We start from the raw sequence: 23,738 nt of genomic DNA, 5'->3' as shown, positions 1-23,738 counted from the left end.
CCACACCGTTGCTGGAATTGCTTGAGAGGAAGACCATGTCTGACGCCTATATCTGCGACTATATCCGCACGCCCATCGGCCGTTTCGGCGGTTCGCTCTCCTCCGTCCGTGCCGACGATCTCGGCGCCGTTCCGCTGAAGGCGTTGATGGCGCGCAATGCCGGCATCGACTGGGAAGCGGTCGACGACGTCATCTTCGGCTGCGCCAACCAGGCCGGCGAGGACAACCGCAATGTCGCGCGCATGTCGTCCCTGCTGGCCGGCCTTCCCGTTTCCGTCTCCGGCACGACGATCAACCGCCTCTGCGGCTCCGGCATGGACGCCGTCATCGCCGCCGCCCGCGCGATCAAGGCCGGCGAGGCGGAACTGATCGTCGCCGGCGGCGTGGAAAGCATGAGCCGCGCGCCCTTCGTCATGCCCAAGGCGGAGACCGCCTTCTCGCGGAATGCCGAGATCTACGACACCACGATCGGCTGGCGCTTCGTCAATCCGCTGATGAAGAAACAGTACGGCGTCGATTCCATGCCCGAGACAGGCGAGAACGTCGCCGAAGACTTCAAGGTCTCCCGCGAGGACCAGGACGCCTTCGCGGTGCGCTCGCAGGCGAAAGCCGCCGCGGCGCAGGAAAACGGCCGGCTGGCGAAGGAGATCACACCCGTCACCATCCCGCAGCGGAAGGGCGATCCGGTCGTGGTGGAGAGGGACGAGCATCCGCGCGCAACCACCATCGAAGCCCTCGCCAAGCTGGGGACGCCCTTCCGCAAGGAAGGCGGCACGGTGACGGCGGGCAATGCGTCGGGCGTCAATGACGGCGCGGCGGCGCTCGTCATCGCCTCGGAAGCGGCGGCCAGGAAATACGGCCTCACCCCCATCGCCCGCATCCTCGGCGGCGCCATGGCCGGCGTTCCGCCGCGCATCATGGGCATCGGTCCGGTCGCAGCCACCGAGCGCCTGTGCGCCCGGCTCGGCCTCACCCCCGCCGACTTCGACGTGATAGAGCTTAACGAAGCCTTCGCCTCCCAGGGCCTTGCGACGCTCCGCGCACTCGGCATCGCCGAGGACGCGGAGCACGTCAATCCGAACGGCGGCGCCATCGCCCTCGGCCACCCCCTCGGCATGTCCGGCGCGCGCATCACCGGTACGGCCGCGCTCGAACTGCAACTGACCGGCAAGACGCGCTCGCTCTCGACCATGTGCATCGGCGTCGGACAGGGCATCGCCGTTGCGCTCGAAAGGGCGTGAGCTGCCCCTCATCCTAGCCCTCTCCCCGCGAGCGGGGAGAGGGAACGTGCCCCACGCAACGAAAGACAGCCGGGAAACCGTCGCGGCACCCCCTTCTCCCCGCTCGCGGGGAGAAGGGGGTGCCGGATGAGGGGCTGCGCCAGGAAACAGCGTCTCGACAGAGTCTCGGCCCATGGCCACTGACGAAGCGCCTTCCCCACGACAATCGAACATTGACAGCACCCCCGCGCTCCTGCACCCATGCGGACCGTATTTTTCGCATCGATGACGGGTCCACCATGTCCAAGACCACCCGCGCCACCCAGGCCCTCGCCAGGGCCGGCGTTTCCTTCACCGTCCATACCTACGACTACGACCCCGATGCCGACCGCGTCGGCATCCAGGCGGCCGAGGCGCTGGGGGAGGATCCGGGCCGGGTGCTGAAGACGCTGATGGCGGAGGTGGACGGCAGGCCGGTCTGCGTCATCGTGCCGTCGGACCGCGAGGTCAGCATGAAGAAGCTGGCGAGCGCCTTCAAGGGCAAGTCGGCCAACATGATGAAGCCGGCGGATGCCGAACGGCTGACGGGCTTCGTCGTCGGCGGCATCAGCCCGTTCGGCCAGAAGAAGCCGGTGCCGGCCGCGATCGAGGAGGCGGCGCTGGTCCATGACCAAGTCTACATGAACGGCGGGCAGCGCGGCCTGCAGGTGCGCCTTGCCCCGCGCGACGCGCTGGCGGCGCTGAAGGCGATCGCCGCAGCCGTCATCGCCTGATTGCGCCTTCTCTTTCGGCGCCGGGCACACTAAGTTCCCTTCATCCGAAGAGAACAGACAGGCATGCCATGACCTATCCCGCCAATTCCGCCCCCGCCGTCGATCCGCAAAAGCTCGACAAGCTCGCCGAAGTCGCCGTGCGCGTCGGCCTTCAGCTCCAGAAGGGGCAGGATCTCGTGATGACGGCGCCCATCGCCGCCCTGCCGCTCGCCCGCCTCATCACCAAGCACGCCTACAAGGCCGGCGCCGGCCTCGTCAGCACCTTCTATGCCGACGAGGAGGCGACGCTCGCCCGCTACCACCATGCGCCGGACGAAAGCTTCGACCGGGCCAGCGACTGGCTCTACGAGGGCATGGCCAAGGCCTATGCCAACGGCGCCGCGCGCCTTGCCATTGCCGGCGACAACCCGATGCTGCTCTCCAATGAAGACCCGGCCAAGGTCGCCCGCGCCAACAAGGCGAATTCCACGGCCTACAAGCCGGCGCTGGAGAAGATCGCCAATTTCGACATCAACTGGAACATCGTCTCCTATCCGAACCCGTCCTGGGCGCGGCAGGTGTTCCCGAACGACCCGGAAGACGTGGCGGTCGAAAAGCTCGCCAACGCCATCTTCGCCGCCTCGCGCGTCGATGTCGCCGATCCCGTCGCCGCCTGGGCGGCGCACAATGCCGGCCTTGCCAAACGCTCGGCCTGGCTGAACGGCGAGCGTTTTTCCGCGCTGCACTTCAAGGGGCCGGGCACGGACCTCACCGTGGGGCTGGCGGACGGCCACGAATGGCACGGCGGCGCCTCGACGGCCAAGAACGGCATCACCTGCAACCCGAACATCCCGACGGAAGAGGTCTTCACCACGCCGCATGCCCTGCGCGTCGAGGGCCATGTCTCCTCCACCAAGCCGCTCTCCCACCAGGGCATGCTGATCGACGATATCCAGGTGCGGTTCGAGAGCGGCCGGATCGTCGAGGCGAAGGCATCGAAGGGCGAGGCGGTGCTGAACAAGGTGCTGGACACCGACGAAGGCGCGCGCCGGCTCGGCGAGGTGGCCCTCGTGCCGCATTCCTCACCGATCTCGGCGAGCGGCATCCTCTTCTACAACACGCTGTTCGACGAGAACGCCTCCTGCCATATCGCGCTCGGCCAGTGCTATTCGAAATGCTTCCTTAACGGCGCGAGCCTGACGCCGGATCAGATCCGCGCGCAGGGCGGCAATGAAAGCCTCATCCATATCGACTGGATGATCGGCTCGGACAAGGTGGACATAGACGGCGTGCGCGCCGACGGCAGCCGCGCGCCCGTCATGCGCGCCGGCGAGTGGGCATGAGCCATCTCGGCGTGATCGGTGGCGGCGGATGGCTGGCCGGGGCCCTGCTCCGGCCGGTGCTGGCCGACCGCCTCGTCATGCCGGCCGACCTCGTGCTCTCCTCGCGCTCGGGCAATATTTCAGGCTTCGAGGCCTGGCCGGGCGTGCACATGACGACGGACAATGCGATCCTCGTCGACGCCTGCGACACTGTCGTCCTGTCCGTCCGCCCCGGCGATCTCGACGAGATCGACGTCGACCTGCGCGGGCGCTTCGTCATCTCCGTCATGGCGGGGGTGACGGTGGAGGAAATCGGCGACCGGTTCGGCGCCCGGCGCATCGTGCGGGCGATGCCGAATGCCTGCGCCGAGCAGCGCCTCTCCTTCACGCCCTGGTGCATGACCGACGACGTGCGCGAAGCGGAAATGGACTTCGCGCGGCGCTTCTTTGCCGCCTCGGGCCGGCCGCATTTCATCACCGACGAGCAGGAGCTCGACTATTTCACCGCGCTCACAGGATCGGGTGCGGCCTTTCCGGCGCTGATGGCGGATGCGATGATCCGCCATGCGATCGAAGCGGGCATCGGCCCGGAGACGGCGGTCCTTGCGGTGCGCCAGCTCTTCCTCGGCGCCGCCACGCAGATGGCGAGCGTCAGCGACACGCCGGCCGATATCGTGGAACTGTTCATGGAGTACCATGGCACCACGGCGGCCGGCCTTTCCGCGATGATCGACGCCGATCTCGCCCATGCCGTCTTCAGCGGGCTGACGGCTGCGCGCCGGCGGGCGCAGGACGGCGCGGACTGATCCCGGCCGGCGCAGGGCGGGCGGCCTGGGCCCGCTGGCTGAGCCAGACGCTTCCAAGCACCACCACCATGCCGGCGACCTGCAAGAGGCCGAGATCCTGCCCGAGCAGCACCCAGCCGAGCACGACGGCGACGAGCGGGCTCAGGAAGCCGAGCGGCGCGATCGTCGCCGGGTCGAGCCGCGCCAGGCCGCGGAACCAGACGATATAGGTGAGCGCCGCGCCGATCAGGCCGAGATAGAGGAAACCGAGCAGGTTTTCCGCCGTCGGCGCCGGCAGAGCCGGCTCGAACCAGAGCGCCACCGGCACCAGCAGCAGGCCGCCCGCGGTGAGCTGCCAGGCGGTGAAGGTGAGCGGCGGCACCGGCGGCTTCCAATGGTGCGACAGCACCGTGCCGAAGGCCATGGCGACCGCGCCGGCAAGGCCCGCGGCGATACCGACCGGATCCAGGGCCGCCGACGGCGTCAGCACCAGCAGCGCCACCCCGCCGATGCCGGCAAGGCCGGCGAAGACGGCGAGCGGCCGCACCGCCGTGCCGATGACGGCGCGGGAGAGCCCGAGCACGATCAGCGGCTGGATGGCGCCGACCGTCGCGGCGACGCCGCCCGGCAGGCGATAGGCCGAGACGAACAGCATCGCCCAGAAGAACGAGAAGTTCAGCGCGCCGAGCAGGACGGTCCGCGGCCACCAGATGCCCTGGGGCAGGCGCCGGACGAGGAGAAGCAGCAGAAGCCCCGCCGGCAGCGCGCGCAGCATGGCGACGGTGAGCGGATAGCCGGCCGGCAGGAACTCGGTGGTGACGATGTAGGTGCTGCCCCAGATGGCCGGGGCGCTCGCGGTGAGCAGGATGTCGGAGGCGCGGGACATGATTATCTCCAAACAAAGAATCTTGACTTCAAGATATATCATTTTATCTTGACGTCAAGACAATGGCGCCGTTAAGTCCGCCCATGGATCACGTCGACAGAATTCTCGCGCAGTGGAAGCAGGAACGGCCGGACCTCGACGTCGAGCCGATGGGCCTGCTCGGCCGCCTCGCGCGGCTGCGCACCCATCTTGCCCGGGAAATCGAGAAGGCGCTGGCGGCGCACGGGCTGAATTCCGCCAGCTTCGACGTGCTGGCGACCCTGCGCCGCGCCGGCCCGCCCTATCGGCTTTCGCCGGGCGACCTGCTCGCCACCACCATGGTCAGCTCGGGCACGATGACCAACCGGCTCGACCAGCTCGAAAAGGCGGGCCTCATCGAACGCGCGCACAATCCCGAGGACCGGCGCAGCGTCATCATCGCGCTGACGCCGAAGGGCTTTGCGCTGGTCGATGCGGCGGTGACGACCCATGTGGAGAACCAGCATCGCCTGCTGGAGGCGCTCGGCACGGACGAGCGCGCGGCGCTGGACGGCCTGTTGCGAAAGTTCCTCGCCGCGTTCGAATAGCGCATATCCGCTTTTCTCGACGCAGGACCGCTTCGCACCTTTGCTGGAATTGCTCCCGGTCAGATGCGGCCGACGAGCCGCTCGACCCGCGCAAGATGCGCCTTGCGTTTTTCCTCGCTCGCGCGGTCCATGTCGTGCAGGCTCACCATTCTGAAATCGAGGCCCTTGGCGCAGAAGGCGGCGATGCCGCGCTTCAGGAGCCGCTTCACCGGATTGCCCATGTAGAGATGCACCACCCACCAGGGCGAACCGGTCGTGGTGAAGGCCCAGAAGAGGCGGATATTGCCGAGCCGCGGCTGGATGCGCCCGCCGGCCGGATCGTTCTCGAAGGCGACGCCGGGCGCGAACACCCGGTCGAAGAAGCCCTTCAGGATGGCCGGGAAGTTGAACCACCATTGCGGAAAGACGAGCACCAGCCCCTCCGCCTCCTTCAGGCGGGAGACGAAGGGTTCGGCGTCGGACGGGTCGTAGCCCGGTTCGAAGTAGCGGGCGCGTTCGGACGGCGTCAGGCGCGGGTCGAAGCCCTCGCGGTAGAGGTCGAGCAGATCGACCGCATGGCCGTTCGCCTCCAGCCGCCGCCGCACCGTGTCGGCGACGCTTGCGGCGAAACTTTCCTCCAGCGGATGGGCGAGCACGAGCAGGATGCGCATGCCGGCCTCAGAACAGCGAGCCCTGGCGGGGCGCGGGCTTCTCCTCCGCCTCGCCCTTCCCCGCCTTCCTGCGCGGCGGCGTGCCGCCGCCCGCCCCGGTGACGGCGTCGATCGTGCCGTCGGCGAACTCGATGGCGATGGCGCGGCCGGGGCCGAGGCCGACGGCGCCCTTCACCGGCGCGCCTTCCTCGTCGCGCACCAGCGCGTAGCCGCGCTTCAGCACGTTGCGGTAGGAGAGCGATTGCAGCATGCGGTCCTGCGCCTGCAGGAGGGCGCGGCGGCGGGCGAGATCGCCGGCGAGCGCGCTTTCGGCGCGCAGCGCAAGGCCCGACAGGCGGTCGCGCGCCCGGCCGGTCTGCGCGGCGATGCGGGCGGGCGTTGCGCGCAGCGAGACATCGAAGGCGGCAAGGCGCGCGCGGAGCTGGTCGAGCCGGCGCTCGACGATGCGCTCGGCGCGCTGCAGGCGGTCGGCGACGCGCTGGCGGCGCTCGGCGATGCGGGTGAGCAGCATGTCGGGCCGCAGATGCGCCGCCGTGCGCTCGAAGGCGCGGCGCTTGCCCGCCGTGTTCATCTGCAGGCCGCGGCCAAGGCCCGCCGCCGCCTCGTCGAACCGGCGGCGCGGCAGCGCGAGGAGCTGGTCGAGCGAGGGCAGCGCCCGGGCGAGCGCGCGAACGCCCTGCCGGCGGCTGTCCATCTGGCGCGCCGTGGCGCCGCGCAGGCGCGCGGTGAGCGAGGCGAGTTCCGCATCGAGATCGGCCTTCACCGGCACCGCCATTTCGGCAGCCCCCGTCGGCGTCGGCGCACGGCGGTCGGCGGCGTGGTCGATCAGCGTCCAGTCCGTCTCGTGGCCGACGGCGGAAATGAGCGGGATCGTCGAGGCGGCCGCGGCGCGCACGACGATCTCGTCGTTGAAGCTCCAGAGGTCCTCCAGGCTGCCGCCGCCGCGCGCGACGATCAGCACGTCCGGCCGCGGCACCGGCCCGCCGGACGCAAAAGCGTTGAAGCCCTCGATGGCCGCGGCGACCTCCTGCCCCGAGCCTTCGCCCTGGACCTTGACCGGCCAGACGACGACATGGACCGGGAAGCGGTCGGCGATGCGGTGCAGGATGTCACGGATGACGGCGCCCGTCGGCGAGGTGACGACGCCGATCACCTTCGGCAGGAACGGCAGCGGCCTCTTGCGCCCGGCATCGAAGAGGCCTTCGGCGGCGAGCTTGCGGCGGCGCTCCTCGAGCAGCGCCATCAGCGCGCCGGCGCCGGCCGGCTCCAGCGCCTCGATGACGATCTGGTATTTCGAGGAGCCGGGGAAGGTGGTGATCTTGCCCGTCGCGATCACCTCCATGCCCTCCTCCGGCTTGAAGCGCAGGCGCGAGAAGCTGCCCTTCCAGATCACCGCGTCGATGCGCGCGCGATCGTCCTTCAGCGAGAAATAGGCATGGCCCGAGGAATGCGGGCCGCGATAGCCGGAGATCTCGCCGCGCACGCGCACCTGGTCGAAGGCCTGCTCGACCGTGCGCTTGATGGAGCCGGAAAGCTCCGACACCGAATATTCGGCAAGATTGCTGGGCGAATCAGTCTCGGGGAAAAAGCTCATGCGGCAAAGTGTAGTGCGTTTGCCGGCGGATGACAGGGTGCCGCCGCCGGCATCCCCAGCCCGCTATGCGGTTTTTTGCCTATTCCGGCTTCACCCGGTAGAGGCGCAGCACGCCCCCTTGCGCATCGTCGACCGGTTCGAGATAGGCCGGCACGTCGCCCTTCAGGAGGCCCGCATAGAGCCCTTCCGGCTCCGCATCGGCAAGAAGCTGCGTTTCGGTATTGCCCGGGCAGAAGGCGAGCAGCGTCACGCCGGCACCGCGCAGGAACGCCTCGGCCTGGCGGGGATTGGACAGGCCGATATGCAGTTGCGTCAGCATGCCGCCCTGGTTGCGGTGATAGGGCGCCGAGAGCACGCGGTGGTCGCTGAAGCGCAGGATCGACGTGCCGAGGTCCGAAACGGCGGCCACCACGCCGGCCGGCTCGCGGGCAAGCGGCGCCAGCACGGCTTCGTCGGTGCAGGCGGGCAGCTTTGCCCCGCCGGCAAGCTCGGCGCGCAGCACGGTGCCCGAATGGCCGGGCACGAGGGCGCCGGCAAGCGCCCAGGTGGCAGGCGTCGAGGCAAGCGTCAGGCCGGCGAAGACCAGGCCCAGCTTCAGGTTCTTCGGCTCGGCATTGGCGGCCGCGCGCAGGCCGGCGATCATCCGGCCGAGCGCAATGGCGGCGAGCACATAGACGAAGATCGAGCCGCGGATCTGGATGAGCGAGACGGCAAAGGCGACGACCAGCAGCGCAAGCAGGATCAGGTGCGCCTCGGCGGCCTCGCGGCGATGGACGCTCCTGGCGCAGACGATGATGGCGAGAAGGCCCGTGGCGTAGAAACTGCCGATCGACGCGGGGTCGAGACGGAACTGGGCGATCGCCGACTGGGCCTCGATGACCATGTCGAGCCAGAAGGTCTTCAGCAGCGGATCGAGCGTGGCGAGCGGGTTGGCGAGGCATCCGGGCGCAATCAGGAGCACCGCGACGGCGACGATGCCCCCGGCACCCGCAAGGGCGGCCAGCCGGCCGCGGAACGACCAGGCGCTCGCCAGCGCGGCCGTGAGGAACAGCGTGCCGCCGCCGAGTGTCGCCAATGCGTAGAAACCGTAGGAGAGGCTGTCGCAGGTCACCTGCGCATAGCGGGACGGCGCGACGGTGGAGAAGAAGGCGGCGGTCACCGTCACGGCGAGCGCGAGACCGTAGGCGGTGGCCGCATCGCGGAAGGCGCGGCCATGCCAGGCCCAGCGCAGGGCGACGACAAGGCAGACGGCGCCGATCAGCGGCGTCGTTTCCGCACCGATGGCAATGGCGAAGCCGGCGAGCATACCGGCGACGGCATGGTCGCGCGCCCGCATGGCGGGGGAGAGCAGCATCGCCGCAATGCCGGCGACCAGGGCGATCTGGACATTGTGATGGTCGATCGAGCCGGGCTGGAAGCGGTTCAGCGAGAGAATGAGAATGACGGTCAGGACCAGCGTCGCATGCATCGCCATGGTGCCGCCGAGCCGGTAGCCGGCAAGCCCCGCACCGAAAAGCACCGGCACGACGAGGAACGACGGCCAGACGGCAAGCGCCAGGGCCTCGGCCTGCCGCTGCCCGGCGAAGAGCGAGAAGAAGCTGATCAGGTTGGCGATCGGCAGGTCGATGAAGCGCGACCAGTGCATGAACGTGCCGCCGGCAAGGCCGAGGCGATACTGGGTCGTGTCGAACCAGCTCTGCCCGGCCAGGAGGTCGCGCACCACGACGAGGCGCATCCTGTCGTCATTGTCGACCCCGACATAGTCGGTCGCAAAGGGCAGCGACAGGGCGAGCAGCAGCGCGATCGTCAGGAGGCTGTAGAGGGCGAGCACGCGCCAGGTCATCCCGCAGCGCCCGGCAGGCACCTCCCCGGTCGCGAACGACAGGGCCACAGGCATGGATTTCGACACGTTTCGCCCCTTCGTCCATCATTGGAAGCCAGCCGAAACCTAGCCTTAACCTTCTCAAGAAATAGTAAAACCGTGGGTCGCATGAGGAGGCCCGTACCGGGAGAACGCGCCGCCATGACGGACGCCTTGATGGAAGACCTTGAGATCGCCGTGCTGCTGCCCTGCTACAACGAGGCGCAGACGATCGGCGACGTCGTCACCGGCTTTCGCGCCGCGCTGCCGTCCGCCCGTATCTATGTCTACGACAACAACTCCACCGATTCGACCGCGCTGCGCGCGGCGCTGGCCGGCGCGACCGTCGTGCGCGAGCGCCGCCAGGGCAAGGGCAATGTGGTGCGCCGCATGTTCTCCGACATCGAGGCCGACATCTACATCATGGCCGACGGCGACGGCACCTATGCCGCCTCCGACGCGGCCGAACTCATCCGCACGCTGATCACCGAGGGCGCCGACATGGTGGTCGGCACGCGCCGCGGCGTGCGGGCCGATGCCGGCCGGCAGGGCCACGCCTTCGGCAACCGCATCTTCAACACCCTCTTCCGCTCGCTGTTCGGCAACGATTTCTCCGACATCTTCTCCGGCTACCGCGCCTTCTCGCGCCGGTTCGCCAAGAGCTTCCCGGCCGTTTCCGGCGGCTTCGAGATCGAGACGGAAATGTCAGTGCACGCCTCGCGGCTGCGCATGCCGATCGCCGAACTGGAGCTCGACTACGGCCGCCGGCCGGAGGGCTCGCATTCGAAGCTCTCGACCTTCGGGGACGGCGCGAAGATCCTCTGGATGTTCGCCATGCTGATGAAGGAGACGCGGCCCTTCGTGTTCTTCGGCACGATCAGCAGCCTCTTCATGGCGGCGAGCCTCACCTTCATGGCGCCGGTCCTGGCGGCCTATTTCCACACCGGCCTCGTCGAGCGCATGCCGACCTGGGTCTTCTCGCTCGCCCTGATGATGATCTCGTTCCTCGTCTTCTCCGCCGGCCTCATCCTCGATTCCCTGGCACGCGCCAGAGCCGAGCAGCTGCGCATCCACTACATGAACCAGTCCGCCGGCCATACCGGCTACCGGCACCGCACGCGCGCCTCGGACAAGGCGGCGGTGCCCTCGCGCGCCGCATGAAGCGCCTGCTGCTCTTCGCGGTCGCCGGCGGCGCCGGCTTCCTCGTCGATGCCGGCGTGCTTGCGCTTCTCCTTCACACGACCCCGCTCGGCCCGCTCGTCGCGCGGATCGGCGCCATCGCGGCGGCCATGCTCTTCACCTTCTGGCTGAATCGCACCTTCACCTTCGGCCGCAGCGACCGCAGCCTTGCGGCGGAGGGCGCGCGCTATGGCGGCGTCGGGATCGGCGCCGCGCTCATCAACTATGCGGTCTATTCGGCGATCGTCCTCGCCTTCCCGGCGCTCTGGCCGGTCTTCGCGCTCGCCATCGCCTCGGCCATCGCGATGCTCTGGTCCTTCCTCGGCTATTCCCGCTTCGTCTTCGGCCCCTCCTCGCCTTCGAAGTGAGCGCGCGTCCCGGCATCCGCCGGGAAGAAGCTCTCGATCAGCACGCCCTGCACCAGCGCGTCCTGCGCCGAGCCGAAGGAGGTGAGCGTGGTGATCCAGTTGAAGCGCTTTGCCCCGATCTTCATCTCGATCGGCAGGATCGGCAGCCGATCCGTCTCCGGAAAGGCCTCCAGAGCGGCCTGGATGTCCGCGGCGGCGGCCAGCCTTTCGATGCGCTTCGAAAGCGGGCTGCGCGGGCCCTGCAGCCAGGCCTCGGCGCGGATGCGGTGCACGAGGTCGGCCGCCGATTGCGCCCAGTTGACGACGATCGAGCGCAGCGGTGTCGGGCCGAGATAGGCATCGAGGAAATTGTCGCCCGGCGCAACCGCGATGCCCGCCATGCCGGCAAGGCCGAGAAAGGCCTGGTTGGCGGTGAGCACGTTGTATTCATGGTCGAAGACGACGCCCGGATAGGGATCGTGCCGCGCGAGGATGAGGCCGATCGCCTCCGCCACGGCCGGCGGAAAGGCGGCAAGGCTGGCGGCCGGCGCCGTCGCGAAGCGCGGGCGGAAGCCGGCCGCGGAAAACAGCATGCCCTGGTCGCGCGCGGGGATGTCGAGCACGGCGGAGAGGCGAAGGATCATGCCTTCCGAGGGACGCGAACGGCCGGTTTCGAGGAAGGAGAGATGGCGGGCGGAAATGCCGGCCTCGCTTGCCAGCTCAAGCTGGCTCATGCGCCGGTGGCTGCGCCATTCCTTGAGATGCTCGCCGAATTCCATGCGGTCCTCCCTTTTCGTTATCCGCACTCAACAGGAAGCGCGGCATGATTTCCATTACCTCCAAGGTAATTGGTTTACGCCGCCGGCCCCGGCAGGATCGCTGCATCGAAACGAAAGGAGCCCGAAATGTTCGCTACCCTCAACCGCAACCTGCTGAAATCCATCATGCTCTTCGACGGCGTCTTCTCGCTCGCCGTGGCCGCCGTCCTCTTCACCCTGCCGGGCCCGGTCGGCGCCATCGTCGGCCCGCATGCGACGCCGGCCGTCCTCCACGGCTTCGCCGCCTTCTTCGTCGTCTGGGGCGTCTTCCACGTCGCCGTCGGCCGGCAGGTGCGGCCCTCGCCCGCCGCCGTCCGGATCGCCATCGCCGGCGATACGGCCTGGCTCATCGGCAGCCTCGCCGTCCTCGTCTTCGCCAGCGGCGGGCTGACCTTCGCCGGCATGGGCCTCATCGCGCTCGCCGCCGTGGCGGTCGCCGACATCATGCTCCTCAAGCAGATCGGCCTTGGCCGGCAGCAGCGCGCCGCGCTTGCCTGACCGCACCGATGCCCCATCCCCCTCGCCCCCGCCGAAAGCGGGGGCGCTGCCGTTCCAGCCCCCGCGCAACGCGCCATCTATCACCTGGGGGAGATTCCCCTTGCCCGGAAAATGCACTACCGTCACGCCCGATTGAACACGGGGAGCCTTTCATGCGCGTTATCTTTTCCGAGGACCACAAGCTCAGGAACGCTCGCAGCGAGCTTTACGGCGGCGAGCTGGTGCCGCCCTTCGAGGCGCCGTTCCGGGCGGAATGGATCCTGGCGGCGGTCAAGGATGCCGGCTTCACCGACGTTTCCGCGCCGGAACGCCACGGGCTCGAGACCGCGCTGAAGGTGCATGACGCCGGCTACCTTTCCTTCCTGGAAGGGGCCTGGGAAAAATGGAAGGCCGCCGGCTACAGGGGCGAGGCCATCGCCACCTCGTTCCCCGTGCGCCGCACCTCGCCGCGCATCCCCACCCAGATCGACGGCCTGCTCGGCTATTATTGCAATGCCACGGAAACGGCGATCTCGCCCGGCACCTGGGAAGCGGCCGTCTCCGCCATGCAGAGCGCGGTGACCGCGGCCGACATCGTCGCCGACGGCGCGAAGGCCGCCTTCGCGCTCTGCCGTCCGCCGGGCCACCATGCCGGCATCGACAGTTTCGGCGGCTACTGCTTCATCAACAACGCCGCCGTCGCCGCCCAGCGCTTCCTCGACAAGGGCGCGAAGAAGGTCGCCGTGCTCGACGTCGACTTCCACCACGGCAACGGCACGCAGGACATTTTCTACGAGCGCGGCGACGTCTATTTCGCCTCGCTGCACGGCGATCCGGCCGAAGCCTTCCCGCATTTCCTCGGCTATGCCGAAGAGACCGGCAAGGGCGCCGGCGAAGGCACGACGCAGAACTATCCGATGCCGCCCGGCACGCCCTTTTCCGTCTGGGAGGCGGCGCTCACCGATGCCCTGAAGCGCATTTCAGCCTTCGGTGCCGAGGTCATCGTGCTCTCGCTCGGCGTCGATACGTTCGAGAAGGACCCGATCTCCTTCTTCAAGCTGACCTCGCCGGACTACATCACGATGGGACGGGCGGTCGCAGCCAGCGGCGTGCCGGTGCTCGTCGTCATGGAAGGCGGCTACGGCGTGCCGGAGATCGGCCTCAACGTTGCCAACACGCTGAAGGGCATTGCCGGCTGAGGCCAGCATCAATTTTCCTGAAGCAAGGCGTCACGATTATCCATTTGCCGCGTGACGCCCCCTCCTCTAGAGCATTTCCAGCCGAAGCGAAGCCGCTTTGGCATCGGATAATGCGGTAAAAACAAGAATCTAGAGCACCGGGAGGGCTTATCATGGCCGACCAACGGACAGCGACGGGCGGCGGGCTTTCGGGCTCGGGCAATGCGGGGCTCCTCACGGGCGTCCTGCTATGCTTCGGCTCGATGTCGAGCATCCAGTTCGGCTCGGCTTTCTCGGCGGCCGCGATCGATGCCTATGGCCCCTCGACCACGACATTCCTGCGCCTCGTCATGGCGGCGGCGATCCTGGCCTTGATCGTGCGTCCGCCGATGCGCTCCTACAGCCGCGACCAGTGGAAGAGCGCCATGCTGCTCGGCGCCACCATGGCGGCAATGACACTCTGCTTCTTCGCGGCGATCCACCGCATCCCGCTCGGCCTTGCCGTCGCCATCGAATTCCTCGGACCGCTGGCGGTCGCCACCTGGTCGCTCGGCGCGGGCTGGCGGTTGATCTGGCCCGGCGCGGCCTTCATCGGCGTCGTGCTGCTGTCGCATGACGGCGCGGGCTGGGTCGGCGATCCCATGGGCATGCTGTTTGCCTGCGGTGCCGGCATCGGCTGGGGCACCTACATCATCCTCATGAAGAAGACCGGCGCGGCGTTCAGGGGGCTCGAAGGGCTCTCCATGTCGCTGATCTTCGCGGCCATCGTCGCGGCCCCCTTCGGCCTGCCGCGCGCCGCCGAGGCGCTGAACCCGGAAGGGCTCGGCATGATCCTCGGCCTCGCCGTGCTCGTGCCGCTCCTGCCCTATGCGCTGGAGATGACCGCGCTGCGCCGCATGCCGATGTCGGCCTTCGGTATCCTGATGAGCCTGGAGCCGGCGCTCGGCGCGCTCGCCGGCTTCCTCGTGCTCAGCCAGCCGATGACGTCCCTGCAGATGCTCGGCACGGCGCTGGTGGTGGCGGCAAGCGCGGGTGTCACGTCCAGCGCAAACGGCGAAGGCGAGGGGAAAACCGCCTGAAAGCGAGCCTCTTTCATGTTCCTGCCGCAATCGCTAGGTTGAAGCAGAATCATCGACGTTTCCGGGGACACTCCATGTACAAGAAAGTTGCGCTCGTCGCGCTCGCCGCGACCTACCTTTCCGCCTGCACGACGACGGATCCCTATACGGGCGAGCAGAAGGTCTCGAACACGGCCGGGGGCGCTGCGATCGGCGCGGGCGTCGGCGCGGTTGCCGGCCTCCTGATCGGCAACAATCCGGTGCAGCGCCGCAATGCCGCGCTGATCGGCGCCGGCGTCGGCGCGCTGGCCGGCGGCGCCATCGGCAACTACATGGACAACCAGGAAGCCGAGCTGCGCGCCCAGCTTCAGGGCACCGGCGTTTCGGTCACGCGCATGGGCGACCGCATCATCCTCAACATGCCGTCGAACGTCACCTTCGCCACCGACCAGGACCAGGTGATCCCGCCGTTCTATCCGACGCTCGATTCGGTCGCGCTCGTCTTGCGCAAGTTCAACAAGACGCTGATCGACGTCGACGGCCATACCGATTCGGTCGGCAATGCCGGCTACAACATGGATCTCTCCAACCGCCGCGCCAACTCGGTCGCCAACTATCTGGCCGGCCGCGGCGTCGATCCGCGCCGCATGTCGGCGATGGGCTACGGCCTGGAACGCCCGATCGCCTCCAACGCCTCGGAAATGGGCCGCGCGCAGAACCGCCGCGTCGAGATCGCCATCTCGCCGCTCAAGCAGGGCTGATCCGTCAGGGGGTCGCGCGCGGGGCCGTCACGGCCCTTCGCGGCCCGGCGCCCATTCCAGCCGCTTGTAGTCGAAACCGTATTTCAAGGTCGGCTTGACGATCTCGAAATAGGGCGAGAGATCGAAGTCGCGCGGCGTATAGAGCGAATGATGGCGGATATGCAGGATCTCCTCGCGCGAATAGGTCGAGGTCGCCGCCGCATGGCCCGGCGCGCGCGTGATGTCCGGCAGGATCGGATAGCGGATCGTCTCGAAGGCCTCCGCGATCAGCGTCGAGCAGATCGCCCGCGTCGGATCGCCTGAGCCGAAGGCGATCAGGCGGCGGCGCCAGCGCACCGGCACGGGCGGCGTCGGCAGGAAGTAGCGCAGCATGTCCGTGATGTTCTTCAGATCGTATTTCAGGCCGAGGCGCGAGACCATGAAGGCGATGAGCGTGTCGCGATCCTCCGGCGTCAGCCCGACCGGACGGCAGATGCGCGTGTTGTAGGTGCGGTACTTGGTGAGCGGCACGGCGACGCAGCCCTCGCCGAGATTGACCTCGATGAGCTGCGGGCGCTGCGTGGCGGGCAGCGCCGCCTGGTCCAGCGTCAGCGGCACCTCGTCGCCGACGAAGAGCGCGGCATGGGACCATGTCGACTGCGTCAGGTACTTGATCGCCGCGGAGACCTTCTGGTTGCCCTCCACCAGCAGCACGTCGCCGGGCCGCAGCGTGCGCGCCAGCGTTTCGGGGTCGGAGGGCGTGTAGGGCTCGTAGCCGGAGGTCTGGCTTTGCAGCTTGTCGGCGAAACGGCGGCCGATGCGATCGAGCAGCGTGTCGCGGCTTGCGTTAAGCGGCTTCAATCCGGCGGTCACGTCACGTCCTTCGCAGTGTGGATCGTTTCCGCTTTTCCCCGAATCGCGAAAACGCTCCATCTGTTTGTTTTTACGCAATTCCGGACGCAAAACCGCTTCGCACTTTTGCTGGAATCGCTCCCGGCTTCGGCCACTCTAGCCTTACGCGCGACATCCTGTCGAGGTTGACCGGAGCGGCTTCGATCCTATATTTAGAATTATTCTAAACTGGATTGTCGCCGATGTTCTCCCGCCTTCTCCGCCCCGGCAAGCGCAGCCTCGAATCCCTCAGCGAACAGGAAATCCTCGCCCTCGCCATCTCCTCGGAAGAGGATGACGGGCGCATCTATCTTGCCTATGCCGATGCGCTGCGCGATGCCTATCCGCATTCCGCCCGCATCTTCGAGGAGATGGCGGAGGAGGAGAGCCATCACCGCCAGATGCTGATCGATCGCCATGTGGCGCGCTTCGGCGACCGCATCCCGCTGGTGCGGCGCGAATATGTGCGCGATTTCCCGGAGCGCAAGCCGGACTGGCTGATCGCGAACATGCCGATCGAGGCGATCCGAGCCCAGGCCGAGGCGATGGAGGAGGCCGCGCACCGCTTCTATCTCGCCGCCGCCTCGCGCACGCAGGACGCGGCCACGCGAAAACTGCTCGGCGACCTGGCGCTGGCGGAAAAATCCCATGAATCGCTCGCCCGCCGGCTCGGCGAGCAGCACACGCCCACCGACGTGAGGGCGGAGGAGGACCAGACGGCGCGGCGGCAATTCGTGCTGACCTACGTGCAGCCGGGCCTAGCCGGCCTGATGGACGGCTCGGTCTCGACGCTCGCGCCGATCTTCGCCGCCGCCTTCGCCACGCAGGATACCTGGCAGACCTTCCTCGTCGGCCTCTCGGCCTCGGTCGGCGCGGGCATCTCCATGGGCTTCACCGAAGCGGCGCATGACGACGGCAAGCTCTCCGGCCGCGGCTCGCCGGTCAAGCGCGGCCTTGCCTCGGGCATCATGACGGCCTTGGGCGGCCTCGGCCATGCTTTGCCCTATCTCATCCCGAACTTCATGCTGGCGACGACCATCGCCGTCTTCGTCGTCTTCGTGGAACTCTGGGCGATCGCCTTCATCCAGAACCGCTATATGGAAACGCCGTTCTTCCGCGCCGTTCTGCAGGTCGTGCTCGGCGGCAGCCTCGTCCTGGCCGCGGGCGTGCTGATCGGCAATGCGTAAGGGGAAAAGTTCTACCGGCCTGTCGGGCGGTTCATGTCGCGCACCACCCAGCGGAAGAAAAGATAGACGCCGACGCCCATGATGGCGAGCGGCAGGAGATTGGCAGCAGAATCCATGTCGACCTCTATACCTCCCGGCAAGGAAATTAAGGTCTTGCTAACCAATCTTCAATCCACGGGCAGGCGACGGTCCGTTCACAAAATGCGACCGACGCTCATGAACTGGCAAGCGGGGCGTCGCCGCCCCGCTCCTGTCCCGGTCAGGCGCGCAGCGTGCCGCCCGTGGTCTTGGCGACATTGCCGACGATCCTGGCGGTGAGCGCCTCGAAATCCTCGTCGGTCAGCGTCTTGTCGGTCGGCTGGAAGACGACCTCGATGGCGACCGACTTCTTGCCTTCGCCGAGCGACGCGCCCTCGAAGACGTCGAAGACATTGACGGCGGCGATCAGCTTGCGGTCGGCGCCCGTCGCCGCGCGCACGATGGCGCCCGCTTCCACCGTCTTGTCGACGACGAAGGCGAAGTCGCGCCTGACGGCCTGGAAGGGCGAAAGGTCGAGCGCCGGCTTGGTGCGGGTGGCCTTCCTCTTCGGGTCCGGCATGGCGTCGACGAAGATCTCGAAGCCGCAGAGCGCGCCGGAGACGTCGAGCGCGCCGAGCGCCTTCGGATGGAACTCGCCGAAATATCCGAGCACGATCTTCGGCCCCATCTTGATCGTGCCGGACCGGCCCGGATGATACCAGCCGGGCGCGCCGGGCTCGATCTGCACATTGCCCATCGGCAGGCCGCAGGCCTCGATGACGGCAAGCGCGTCGGCCTTGGCGTCATAGACGTCGACCGGCTTGCCGCCGCCCTTGGCGGCGTTCGACCAGAGGCGGCCGGAACCGGCGAGCGAGGCCGTGCCGCGGCGCACGCCGCCGGCGACGCGGCGCTGCCCTTCGGGCCGGTCGTTCTCATAGGTGCCGGAGACCTCGAAGAGCGCGACGTCACTATGCCCCTTGTCGGCATTGCGCTGCGCGGCGGCGATGAGGCCCGGCAGCAGCGAGGGGCGCATGTCCGACATGTCCGACGCGATCGGGTTGGAGAGCGCCAGCGAGGCTGCGCCGCCGCCGAAGAGCTCCGCATGGGCCTTCGGGATGAAGGACCAGGTGACGGCCTCCAGCATGCCGCGCGCGGCGAGCGCGCGCTTGGCAAGGCGCGAGCGGATCTGCAGCGTGGTCAGGATGCGGCCGTTGACGGCACCATGGCTTTCGAGCGGCGCCGGCTTGATATTGTCGACGCCGTGGATGCGCATGACCTCTTCCACGAGATCCGCCTTGCCCTCGACATCGGGACGCCAGGAGGGCACCGCGACGGAGACGCGCTCGCCCGCGCCCGTGACGGTGAAGCCGAGGCGCGTCAGGATGTCCACGCTCTCTTCCGGGGAGACGTCAAGGCCCGTCAGGCGCTTGACCTCGGAGAAGGGGAAATCGACGATCTTGGTCGAAAAGCCCTTGTAGCCGACGACGTCGGCCCTGGCGGCCACGCCGCCGCAGAGCTCCAGCACCAGCTCGGTGGCGCGTTCGAGGCCGGGCACCATGTATTGCGGGTCGACGCCGCGCTCGAAGCGGTAGCGCGCATCGGTGATGATGCCGTGCGCGCGGCCGGTCTTGGCGATGTTCATCGGGTCCCAGAGCGCCGATTCGATCAGCACGTCGACGGTGTTCTCGTCGCAGCCCGAATGCTCGCCGCCCATGATGCCGCCGATCGATTCGACGCCGTCATCGTCTGCGATGACGACGTTGGACGGGTTCAGCGTGTATTCGCGCGTGTCGAGCGCCAGCACCGTCTCGCCTTCCGCCGCGCGGCGCACGACGAGGTTTCCCTTCACCTTGGCCGCATCGAAGACGTGCAGCGGGCGGCCCTGGTCGAAGGTCATGTAGTTGGTGATGTCGACGAGCGCGTTGATCGGGCGAAGGCCGATGGCGAGAAGCCGCTGCTGCATCCAGCGCGGGCTCGGGCCGTTCTTCACGCCGCGCACGAGCCGGAGCGCAAAACCCGGGCACAGGTGATCGTCACCGCCGAGTTCCAGCCTGACCTTGACCGGCGTCTCGCCCTCGACCTTGAAGGACGGCGCCTTCGCGGCCTTGAGCGTGCCGAGGCCGGCAGCCGCAAGATCGCGGGCAATGCCGAAAATGCTCGTGCAGTCCGGGCGGTTCGGCGTCAGGTTGATCTCGATGACCGGGTCGTCGAGGCCGGCATAGGCGGCATAGCTCGTGCCCACGGGCGCATCGGCCGGCAGGTCGATGATGCCATCATGGTCGTCGGAGATCTGCAGCTCCTTTTCCGAGCACATCATGCCGCGGCTCTCGACGCCGCGGATGGTGCCGACGGCGAGCGTCACGTCGATGCCGGGCACATAGGTGCCGGGCGCCGCGAAGGCGCCGACAAGGCCGGTGCGCGCGTTCGGCGCGCCGCAGACGACCTGGATGGGATCGCCCTTGCCGGTGTCGACCATCAGAACGCGCAGCTTGTCGGCGTTCGGATGCTGCTCGGCCGAAACGACCTTCGCGATGACGAAGGGCTTGAAGGCCGCCTTGTCGTCGACATCCTCCACTTCGAGGCCGATCGCCGTCAACTTCGCGCAGATCTCTTCGAGCGTGGCGTCGGTGTCGAGATGGTCCTTCAGCCAGGAGAGGGTGAATTTCATGATCTTTCTCCTTGGATGCCGGTTACGCGCTGAGGCCGCCGAACAGGGTCGGCATGTCGAGCGGGCGGAAACCGTAGTGGCTCAGCCAGCGGACGTCGGCGTTGAAGAAGTCGCGCAGGTCAGGCATGCCGTATTTCAGCATGGCGATGCGGTCGAGGCCCATGCCCCAGGCAAAGCCCTGGTATTCGTCCGGATCGAGCCCGCCGGCGCGCAGCACGTTCGGGTGCACCATGCCGCAGCCGAGGATCTCCATCCAGTCCGTGCCCTCGCCGAACTTGACGATCGGGCCCGAGCGGTCGCACTGGATGTCGACCTCGAAGGACGGCTCCGTGAAGGGGAAGAAGGACGGGCGGAAGCGCATGGTGACGCTGTCGACCTCGAAGAAGGCCTTGCAGAACTCCTCCAGCACCCAGCGCATGTTGGCGACATTCGCCGTCCTGTCGACCACGAGGCCCTCGACCTGGTGGAACATCGGCGAATGGGTGGCGTCCGAATCCTGCCGGTAGGTCTTGCCCGGGATGATGATGCGGATCGGCGGCTTCTGCGCCTCCATGGTGCGCACCTGCACGGGCGAGGTGTGCGTGCGCAGCACCTTGCGCTCGCCGTTCTCATCCGCGGGGAAGAAGAACGTGTCGTGCATCTCGCGGGCCGGGTGGCCTTCCGGGAAGTTCAGCGCCGTGAAATTGTAGTAGTCCGTCTCGATATCGGGACCTTCGGCGATGGAGAAGCCCATGTCGGCGAAGATCGCGGTGATCTCGTCGACGATCTGGCTGATCGGATGGATGCGGCCGCGCTCGGCGGGCGAGGAGCGCACCGGCAGGCTGACATCCACCGTCTCGGCGGCAAGGCGCGCCTCGATGGCGGCGTCGCGCAGCGCCGACTTGCGCGCGGTGATCGCGTCGGTGACGCGGGTCTTCAGCGCGTTGATCGCCGCGCCGCGCGTCTGGCGCTCTTCCGGCGACATGGTGCCGAGCGTCTTCAGGAGTTCGGAGACGGAGCCCTTCTTGCCGAGCGCACCGAGGCGCACGGCTTCGATCGCCGCCTCGTCGGAGGCCGCGGCAACGGCGGAAAGGAGGCCATGTTCCAGTGTATCGAGTTCAGTCATCTTTACCTGCTTTGCTTGCATCGGCCGGGCGGGGGGCCAGGAGAACCTGCGACAGATAGCGGGTTGCGGCGAGGAAGCGCCGCAGATCACTACCCATGTGCACGCGCCCGATCAATCGGGTGAGCCATAAAAACTTGGCGAGGAACGCCACGAGAAGACAGAGTTCGGAGAGCGCATCGCCGGGGGCGCTCTCCTGCCAGGCGGACAGGGCCCGGCCGGCGGTCGTCTCGCCCTCCAGCGCGCTCGGCACGAGCTGGAGAAACAGGAGCCAGAGGTCGCGCGCCTGGGCGGCGGGCAGCGGCATGGCCGCCTCCGGCTCCTCCTCGAAATCCATGTAGCCGATCCGGCCGCCTTCAAGGAAGAGATCGCGCGGGTGCGGACGCCCGTGGCAGAGCTTCCTTGCGTGCAAGGCGCCGAGCTCGGCTGCGCAGGCGACGAGCAGATCCTCGTGGCCGGCCGGATCGGCCGTCTTCAGCGTCCTCAGCCGGGCGCTGACCGTCGGGCCGGCATCGGACAGGACGAGCGCGCTGTCGGAGCGGTAAAGCACCGTCGGCACCGGCAGGCCCTCGGCCGCGAAGGCCGCGATCCGCCGCACCTCGCGGTCGACCATCGCCGTCCTGCCGAGCCGCGGCGAGGCCCGCAGGAAGGGTTTGCGAAACAGATGGGCGAGAGCGTTTTGCGCGCGCGACCAGACGATGGGCCGCTCCGTGCCGTAACGCTTGATCCAGACGGTGCCGAACGACATCTCCACGCGCTCGATACGGCGCGCACCACGGGCAAGGACGGCGAGAAGCGTCTCGATATCCTTGGGGGTCGCGTCCGGGATCGCGGAAAGATCGTTCAGCCTGCCATCCATCTCCAGTCCTTCGGTAAGGCCGGTCCATAAGCAAAAACCCGCACCGGTTCCCCGGCGCGGGTTTCACAACGAAACGATGTTTTGGTTGTGGAAGCGCCGGTCAGTTGACGGCGGCTTCAAACTCGTTCTTCGTGCCGGCGTCCTTGAGGTATTCCAGCGCCTTCTTGGCGGCTGCGACGAGCGCGCCGAACGCTGCGGTCTCATGGATCGCCATGTCGGACAGAACCTTGCGGTCGACTTCGATGCCGGCCTTGTTGAGGCCGTCGATGAAGCGGCCATAGGTCAGGCCGTGCTCGCGGACGGCAGCGTTGATGCGCTGGATCCAGAGCGCGCGGAAATTGCGCTTGTTGACCTTGCGGTCGCGGTAGGCGAACTGCTTGGAACGATCAACCGCGGCCTTGGCGGCGCGGATGGTGTTCTTGCGGCGGCCGTAGAAGCCCTTGGCTGCCTTCAGCGTCTTCTTGTGCTTGGCGTGGGAGGTTACGCCGCGTTTTACACGTGCCATGTCATGATCTCCTTAACGTATCAAATTGCTCGACGAGTCTCAGAGACCGTTCGGCAGGTAGTTCTTGATGACCTTCTTGCCATCGGGCTCGGCCAGCACCATGGTGCCGCGCGCGTCGCGAATGAACTTGTTGGTACGCTTGATCATGCCGTGGCGCTTGCCGGCAGCGGCAGCGACGACCTTGCCGGTCGCGGTGATCTTGAACCGCTTCTTGGCAGACGACTTCGTCTTCATCTTGGGCATTTTGCTACTCCATTCTTCTTGAATTCGAGCCGCGTGACGATGCACGGCTCCAGCGTAAAGAACGGCCACGGCATGCCCTGCCGGACCGTTCGGACGGCGGCTTGTAACCGATGTCCCCCAAAAGCGCAACCGGAATCCGCGAATTGCAATATCCGGCGGGCAGAAACGGAAAAGCCGCCCCGAAAGGCGGCTTCGATCCGGTGGTCATGGGGTCGCGATCACCGCGGGGCGAGCACCATCATCATCTGGCGGCCTTCGAGCTTCGGCTCGGCTTCCACCTTGGCGATGGTCTGCGTGTCTTCCTTGACCTGCATCAGCAGCTTCATGCCGAGTTCCTGGTGGGCCATTTCGCGGCCGCGGAACTTCAGCGTCACCTTGACCTTGTCGCCTTCGTCGAAGAAGCGGTTCATCGCCTTCATCTTCACCTCATAGTCATGGGTGTCGATGTTCGGGCGCATCTTGATTTCCTTGATCTCGACGATCTTCTGCTTCTTGCGCGCTTCGGCCGCCTTCTTCTGGTTGGCGTATTTCAGCTTGCCCAGGTCAAGGATCTTGCAGACGGGCGGTTCGGAGTTCGGCGAAATCTCCACGAGATCGAGGCCGGCTTCTTCGGCCATGCGGAGCGCCTGATCGGTGGGAACGATGCCGTGGTTGGTGCCTTCGGCGTCGATGAGCTGAACCCGGGGAATCCGGATTTCCTTGTTGGAGCGCGGGCCGTCCTTGACGGGGGCTTCCGCTTTAAAGGGTCTGCGAATGGTCGTGTTCTCCTCGAACTGTTTCGATAGGTATGGATCTGCGTCGACCGGGCCGATTGCCCGCCTGGCGGCGTTTT

Annotated in this window: 23 protein-coding genes and 1 pseudogene; 12 read left to right on the top strand and 12 right to left on the bottom strand. The window is 67.4% G+C overall.

The genetic code is table 11. From position 1 onward, the window contains the following. Positions 1 to 35 precede the first annotated feature (35 nt). The 4 genes from pcaF (at position 36) to shn_RS21595 (ending at position 4,100) form a co-directional block, all read left to right on the top strand. Positions 36 to 1,241, top strand: a complete 1,206-nt coding sequence (gene pcaF / locus shn_RS21610) for a 3-oxoadipyl-CoA thiolase (protein ID WP_064332237.1) — start codon at positions 36 to 38, stop codon at positions 1,239 to 1,241. A 278-nt stretch (positions 1,242 to 1,519) separates the two neighbouring features. Continuing rightward, a complete protein-coding gene (gene ybaK / locus shn_RS21605) occupies positions 1,520 to 1,993 on the top strand; it encodes a Cys-tRNA(Pro) deacylase (protein WP_064332236.1) in 474 nt (157 codons plus the stop codon). 68 nt (positions 1,994 to 2,061) lie between these two features. Then, positions 2,062 to 3,315 (top strand): aminopeptidase, encoded by a 1,254-nt coding sequence (locus tag shn_RS21600; protein WP_064332235.1) that lies wholly within the window; start codon positions 2,062 to 2,064, stop codon positions 3,313 to 3,315. Then, complete coding sequence (locus shn_RS21595; RefSeq protein ID WP_064332234.1) at positions 3,312 to 4,100, top strand: pyrroline-5-carboxylate reductase; 789 nt, start codon at positions 3,312 to 3,314, stop codon at positions 4,098 to 4,100. The genes shn_RS21600 and shn_RS21595 overlap by 4 nt, the downstream gene beginning before the upstream one ends. Here shn_RS21595 and shn_RS21590 read toward each other — a convergent pair. Then, the gene (locus tag shn_RS21590) at positions 4,051 to 4,965 is read right to left on the bottom strand and encodes an EamA family transporter (RefSeq protein ID WP_064332233.1); all 915 of its coding nucleotides are present in this window, start codon (positions 4,963 to 4,965) and stop codon (positions 4,051 to 4,053) included. The genes shn_RS21595 and shn_RS21590 overlap by 50 nt on opposite strands. An 83-nt stretch (positions 4,966 to 5,048) precedes the next feature. On the opposite strand from shn_RS21590, the gene shn_RS21585 reads away from it, so the two are divergent. Continuing rightward, a complete protein-coding gene (locus shn_RS21585) occupies positions 5,049 to 5,531 on the top strand; it encodes a MarR family winged helix-turn-helix transcriptional regulator (RefSeq protein ID WP_064332232.1) in 483 nt (160 codons plus the stop codon). Between the two features lie 59 nt (positions 5,532 to 5,590). On the opposite strand, the gene shn_RS21580 is transcribed toward shn_RS21585, so the two are convergent. The 3 genes from shn_RS21580 to shn_RS21570 form a co-directional block, all read right to left on the bottom strand. Next, positions 5,591 to 6,181, bottom strand: coding sequence for an NAD(P)H-dependent oxidoreductase (locus tag shn_RS21580; RefSeq protein ID WP_064332231.1), 591 nt, complete (start codon positions 6,179 to 6,181; stop codon positions 5,591 to 5,593). Between the two features lie 7 nt (positions 6,182 to 6,188). Further along, a complete protein-coding gene (gene xseA / locus shn_RS21575) occupies positions 6,189 to 7,775 on the bottom strand; it encodes an exodeoxyribonuclease VII large subunit (RefSeq protein ID WP_064332230.1) in 1,587 nt (528 codons plus the stop codon). 79 nt (positions 7,776 to 7,854) lie between these two features. After that, positions 7,855 to 9,684, bottom strand: coding sequence for a hypothetical protein (locus tag shn_RS21570; RefSeq protein ID WP_064332229.1), 1,830 nt, complete (start codon positions 9,682 to 9,684; stop codon positions 7,855 to 7,857). Positions 9,685 to 9,798: 114 nt separating this feature from the next. Here shn_RS21570 and shn_RS21565 point away from each other — a divergent pair. Together shn_RS21565 and shn_RS21560 are read left to right on the top strand one after the other, a co-directional pair. Further along, positions 9,799 to 10,766: pseudogene (locus shn_RS21565) on the top strand (glycosyltransferase); the annotation flags it as partial. Positions 10,767 to 10,793: 27 nt separating this feature from the next. Then, on the top strand, positions 10,794 to 11,183 hold the full coding sequence (locus tag shn_RS21560) for a GtrA family protein (RefSeq protein ID WP_064332228.1): 390 nt from the start codon (positions 10,794 to 10,796) through the stop codon (positions 11,181 to 11,183). On the opposite strand, the gene shn_RS21555 is transcribed toward shn_RS21560, so the two are convergent. After that, entirely contained in the window at positions 11,141 to 11,941 is an 801-nt protein-coding gene (locus shn_RS21555) for a helix-turn-helix domain-containing protein (RefSeq protein WP_064332227.1), read from the bottom strand. The two genes, shn_RS21560 and shn_RS21555, sit on opposite strands and share 43 nt — an antisense overlap. 126 nt (positions 11,942 to 12,067) lie before the next feature. Between shn_RS21555 and shn_RS21550 the strand changes: the two genes are divergently transcribed. From shn_RS21550 to shn_RS21535, 4 genes are all read left to right on the top strand, one after another. Then, positions 12,068 to 12,478, top strand: coding sequence for a hypothetical protein (locus tag shn_RS21550; RefSeq protein WP_064332226.1), 411 nt, complete (start codon positions 12,068 to 12,070; stop codon positions 12,476 to 12,478). Positions 12,479 to 12,630: 152 nt separating this feature from the next. Next, positions 12,631 to 13,656: a histone deacetylase family protein gene (locus shn_RS21545; RefSeq protein ID WP_064332225.1), complete on the top strand. Its 1,026-nt coding sequence runs from the start codon at positions 12,631 to 12,633 to the stop codon at positions 13,654 to 13,656. A gap of 152 nt (positions 13,657 to 13,808) precedes the next feature. Next, complete coding sequence (locus shn_RS21540; protein WP_064332224.1) at positions 13,809 to 14,714, top strand: DMT family transporter; 906 nt, start codon at positions 13,809 to 13,811, stop codon at positions 14,712 to 14,714. A gap of 74 nt (positions 14,715 to 14,788) precedes the next feature. After that, entirely contained in the window at positions 14,789 to 15,454 is a 666-nt protein-coding gene (locus tag shn_RS21535; protein WP_064332223.1) for an OmpA family protein, read from the top strand. A gap of 27 nt (positions 15,455 to 15,481) precedes the next feature. Here shn_RS21535 and shn_RS21530 read toward each other — a convergent pair whose 3' ends face one another. Beyond that, positions 15,482 to 16,306, bottom strand: a complete 825-nt coding sequence (locus tag shn_RS21530; RefSeq protein WP_245337336.1) for a YiiX/YebB-like N1pC/P60 family cysteine hydrolase — start codon at positions 16,304 to 16,306, stop codon at positions 15,482 to 15,484. 221 nt (positions 16,307 to 16,527) lie between these two features. Between shn_RS21530 and mbfA the strand changes: the two genes are divergently transcribed. After that, entirely contained in the window at positions 16,528 to 17,511 is a 984-nt protein-coding gene (gene mbfA / locus shn_RS21525; protein ID WP_064332222.1) for an iron exporter MbfA, read from the top strand. 259 nt (positions 17,512 to 17,770) lie between these two features. Here the strand turns inward: mbfA and pheT are convergent, their stop codons facing one another. From pheT to infC, 6 genes are all read right to left on the bottom strand, one after another. Then, complete coding sequence (gene pheT / locus shn_RS21520) at positions 17,771 to 20,197, bottom strand: phenylalanine--tRNA ligase subunit beta (protein WP_064332221.1); 2,427 nt, start codon at positions 20,195 to 20,197, stop codon at positions 17,771 to 17,773. Between the two features lie 22 nt (positions 20,198 to 20,219). Next, positions 20,220 to 21,302 carry a phenylalanine--tRNA ligase subunit alpha gene (gene pheS / locus shn_RS21515; protein WP_064332220.1) on the bottom strand — a complete coding sequence of 361 codons (1,083 nt, stop codon included), beginning with the start codon at positions 21,300 to 21,302 and terminating at the stop codon, positions 20,220 to 20,222. Continuing rightward, positions 21,295 to 22,158 carry a hypothetical protein gene (locus shn_RS21510; RefSeq protein WP_064332219.1) on the bottom strand — a complete coding sequence of 288 codons (864 nt, stop codon included), beginning with the start codon at positions 22,156 to 22,158 and terminating at the stop codon, positions 21,295 to 21,297. The genes pheS and shn_RS21510 overlap by 8 nt, the downstream gene beginning before the upstream one ends. A 100-nt stretch (positions 22,159 to 22,258) precedes the next feature. Beyond that, complete coding sequence (rplT, locus tag shn_RS21505; protein WP_064332218.1) at positions 22,259 to 22,663, bottom strand: 50S ribosomal protein L20; 405 nt, start codon at positions 22,661 to 22,663, stop codon at positions 22,259 to 22,261. A gap of 39 nt (positions 22,664 to 22,702) precedes the next feature. After that, on the bottom strand, positions 22,703 to 22,906 hold the full coding sequence (rpmI, locus tag shn_RS21500; protein ID WP_024270153.1) for a 50S ribosomal protein L35: 204 nt from the start codon (positions 22,904 to 22,906) through the stop codon (positions 22,703 to 22,705). Positions 22,907 to 23,124: 218 nt separating this feature from the next. Continuing rightward, on the bottom strand, positions 23,125 to 23,661 hold the full coding sequence (gene infC, locus shn_RS21495) for a translation initiation factor IF-3 (RefSeq protein ID WP_084438355.1): 537 nt from the start codon (positions 23,659 to 23,661) through the stop codon (positions 23,125 to 23,127). Between the last annotated feature and the right edge of the window lie 77 nt (positions 23,662 to 23,738).

The sequence above is a fragment of the Shinella sp. HZN7 genome, from assembly GCF_001652565.1.
In the GTDB taxonomy this organism is placed as follows: Bacteria; Pseudomonadota; Alphaproteobacteria; order Rhizobiales; family Rhizobiaceae; genus Shinella; species Shinella granuli.
Note: the sequence above shows the minus strand (reverse complement) of the source record. Positions and strands in the feature narration are given on the sequence as shown.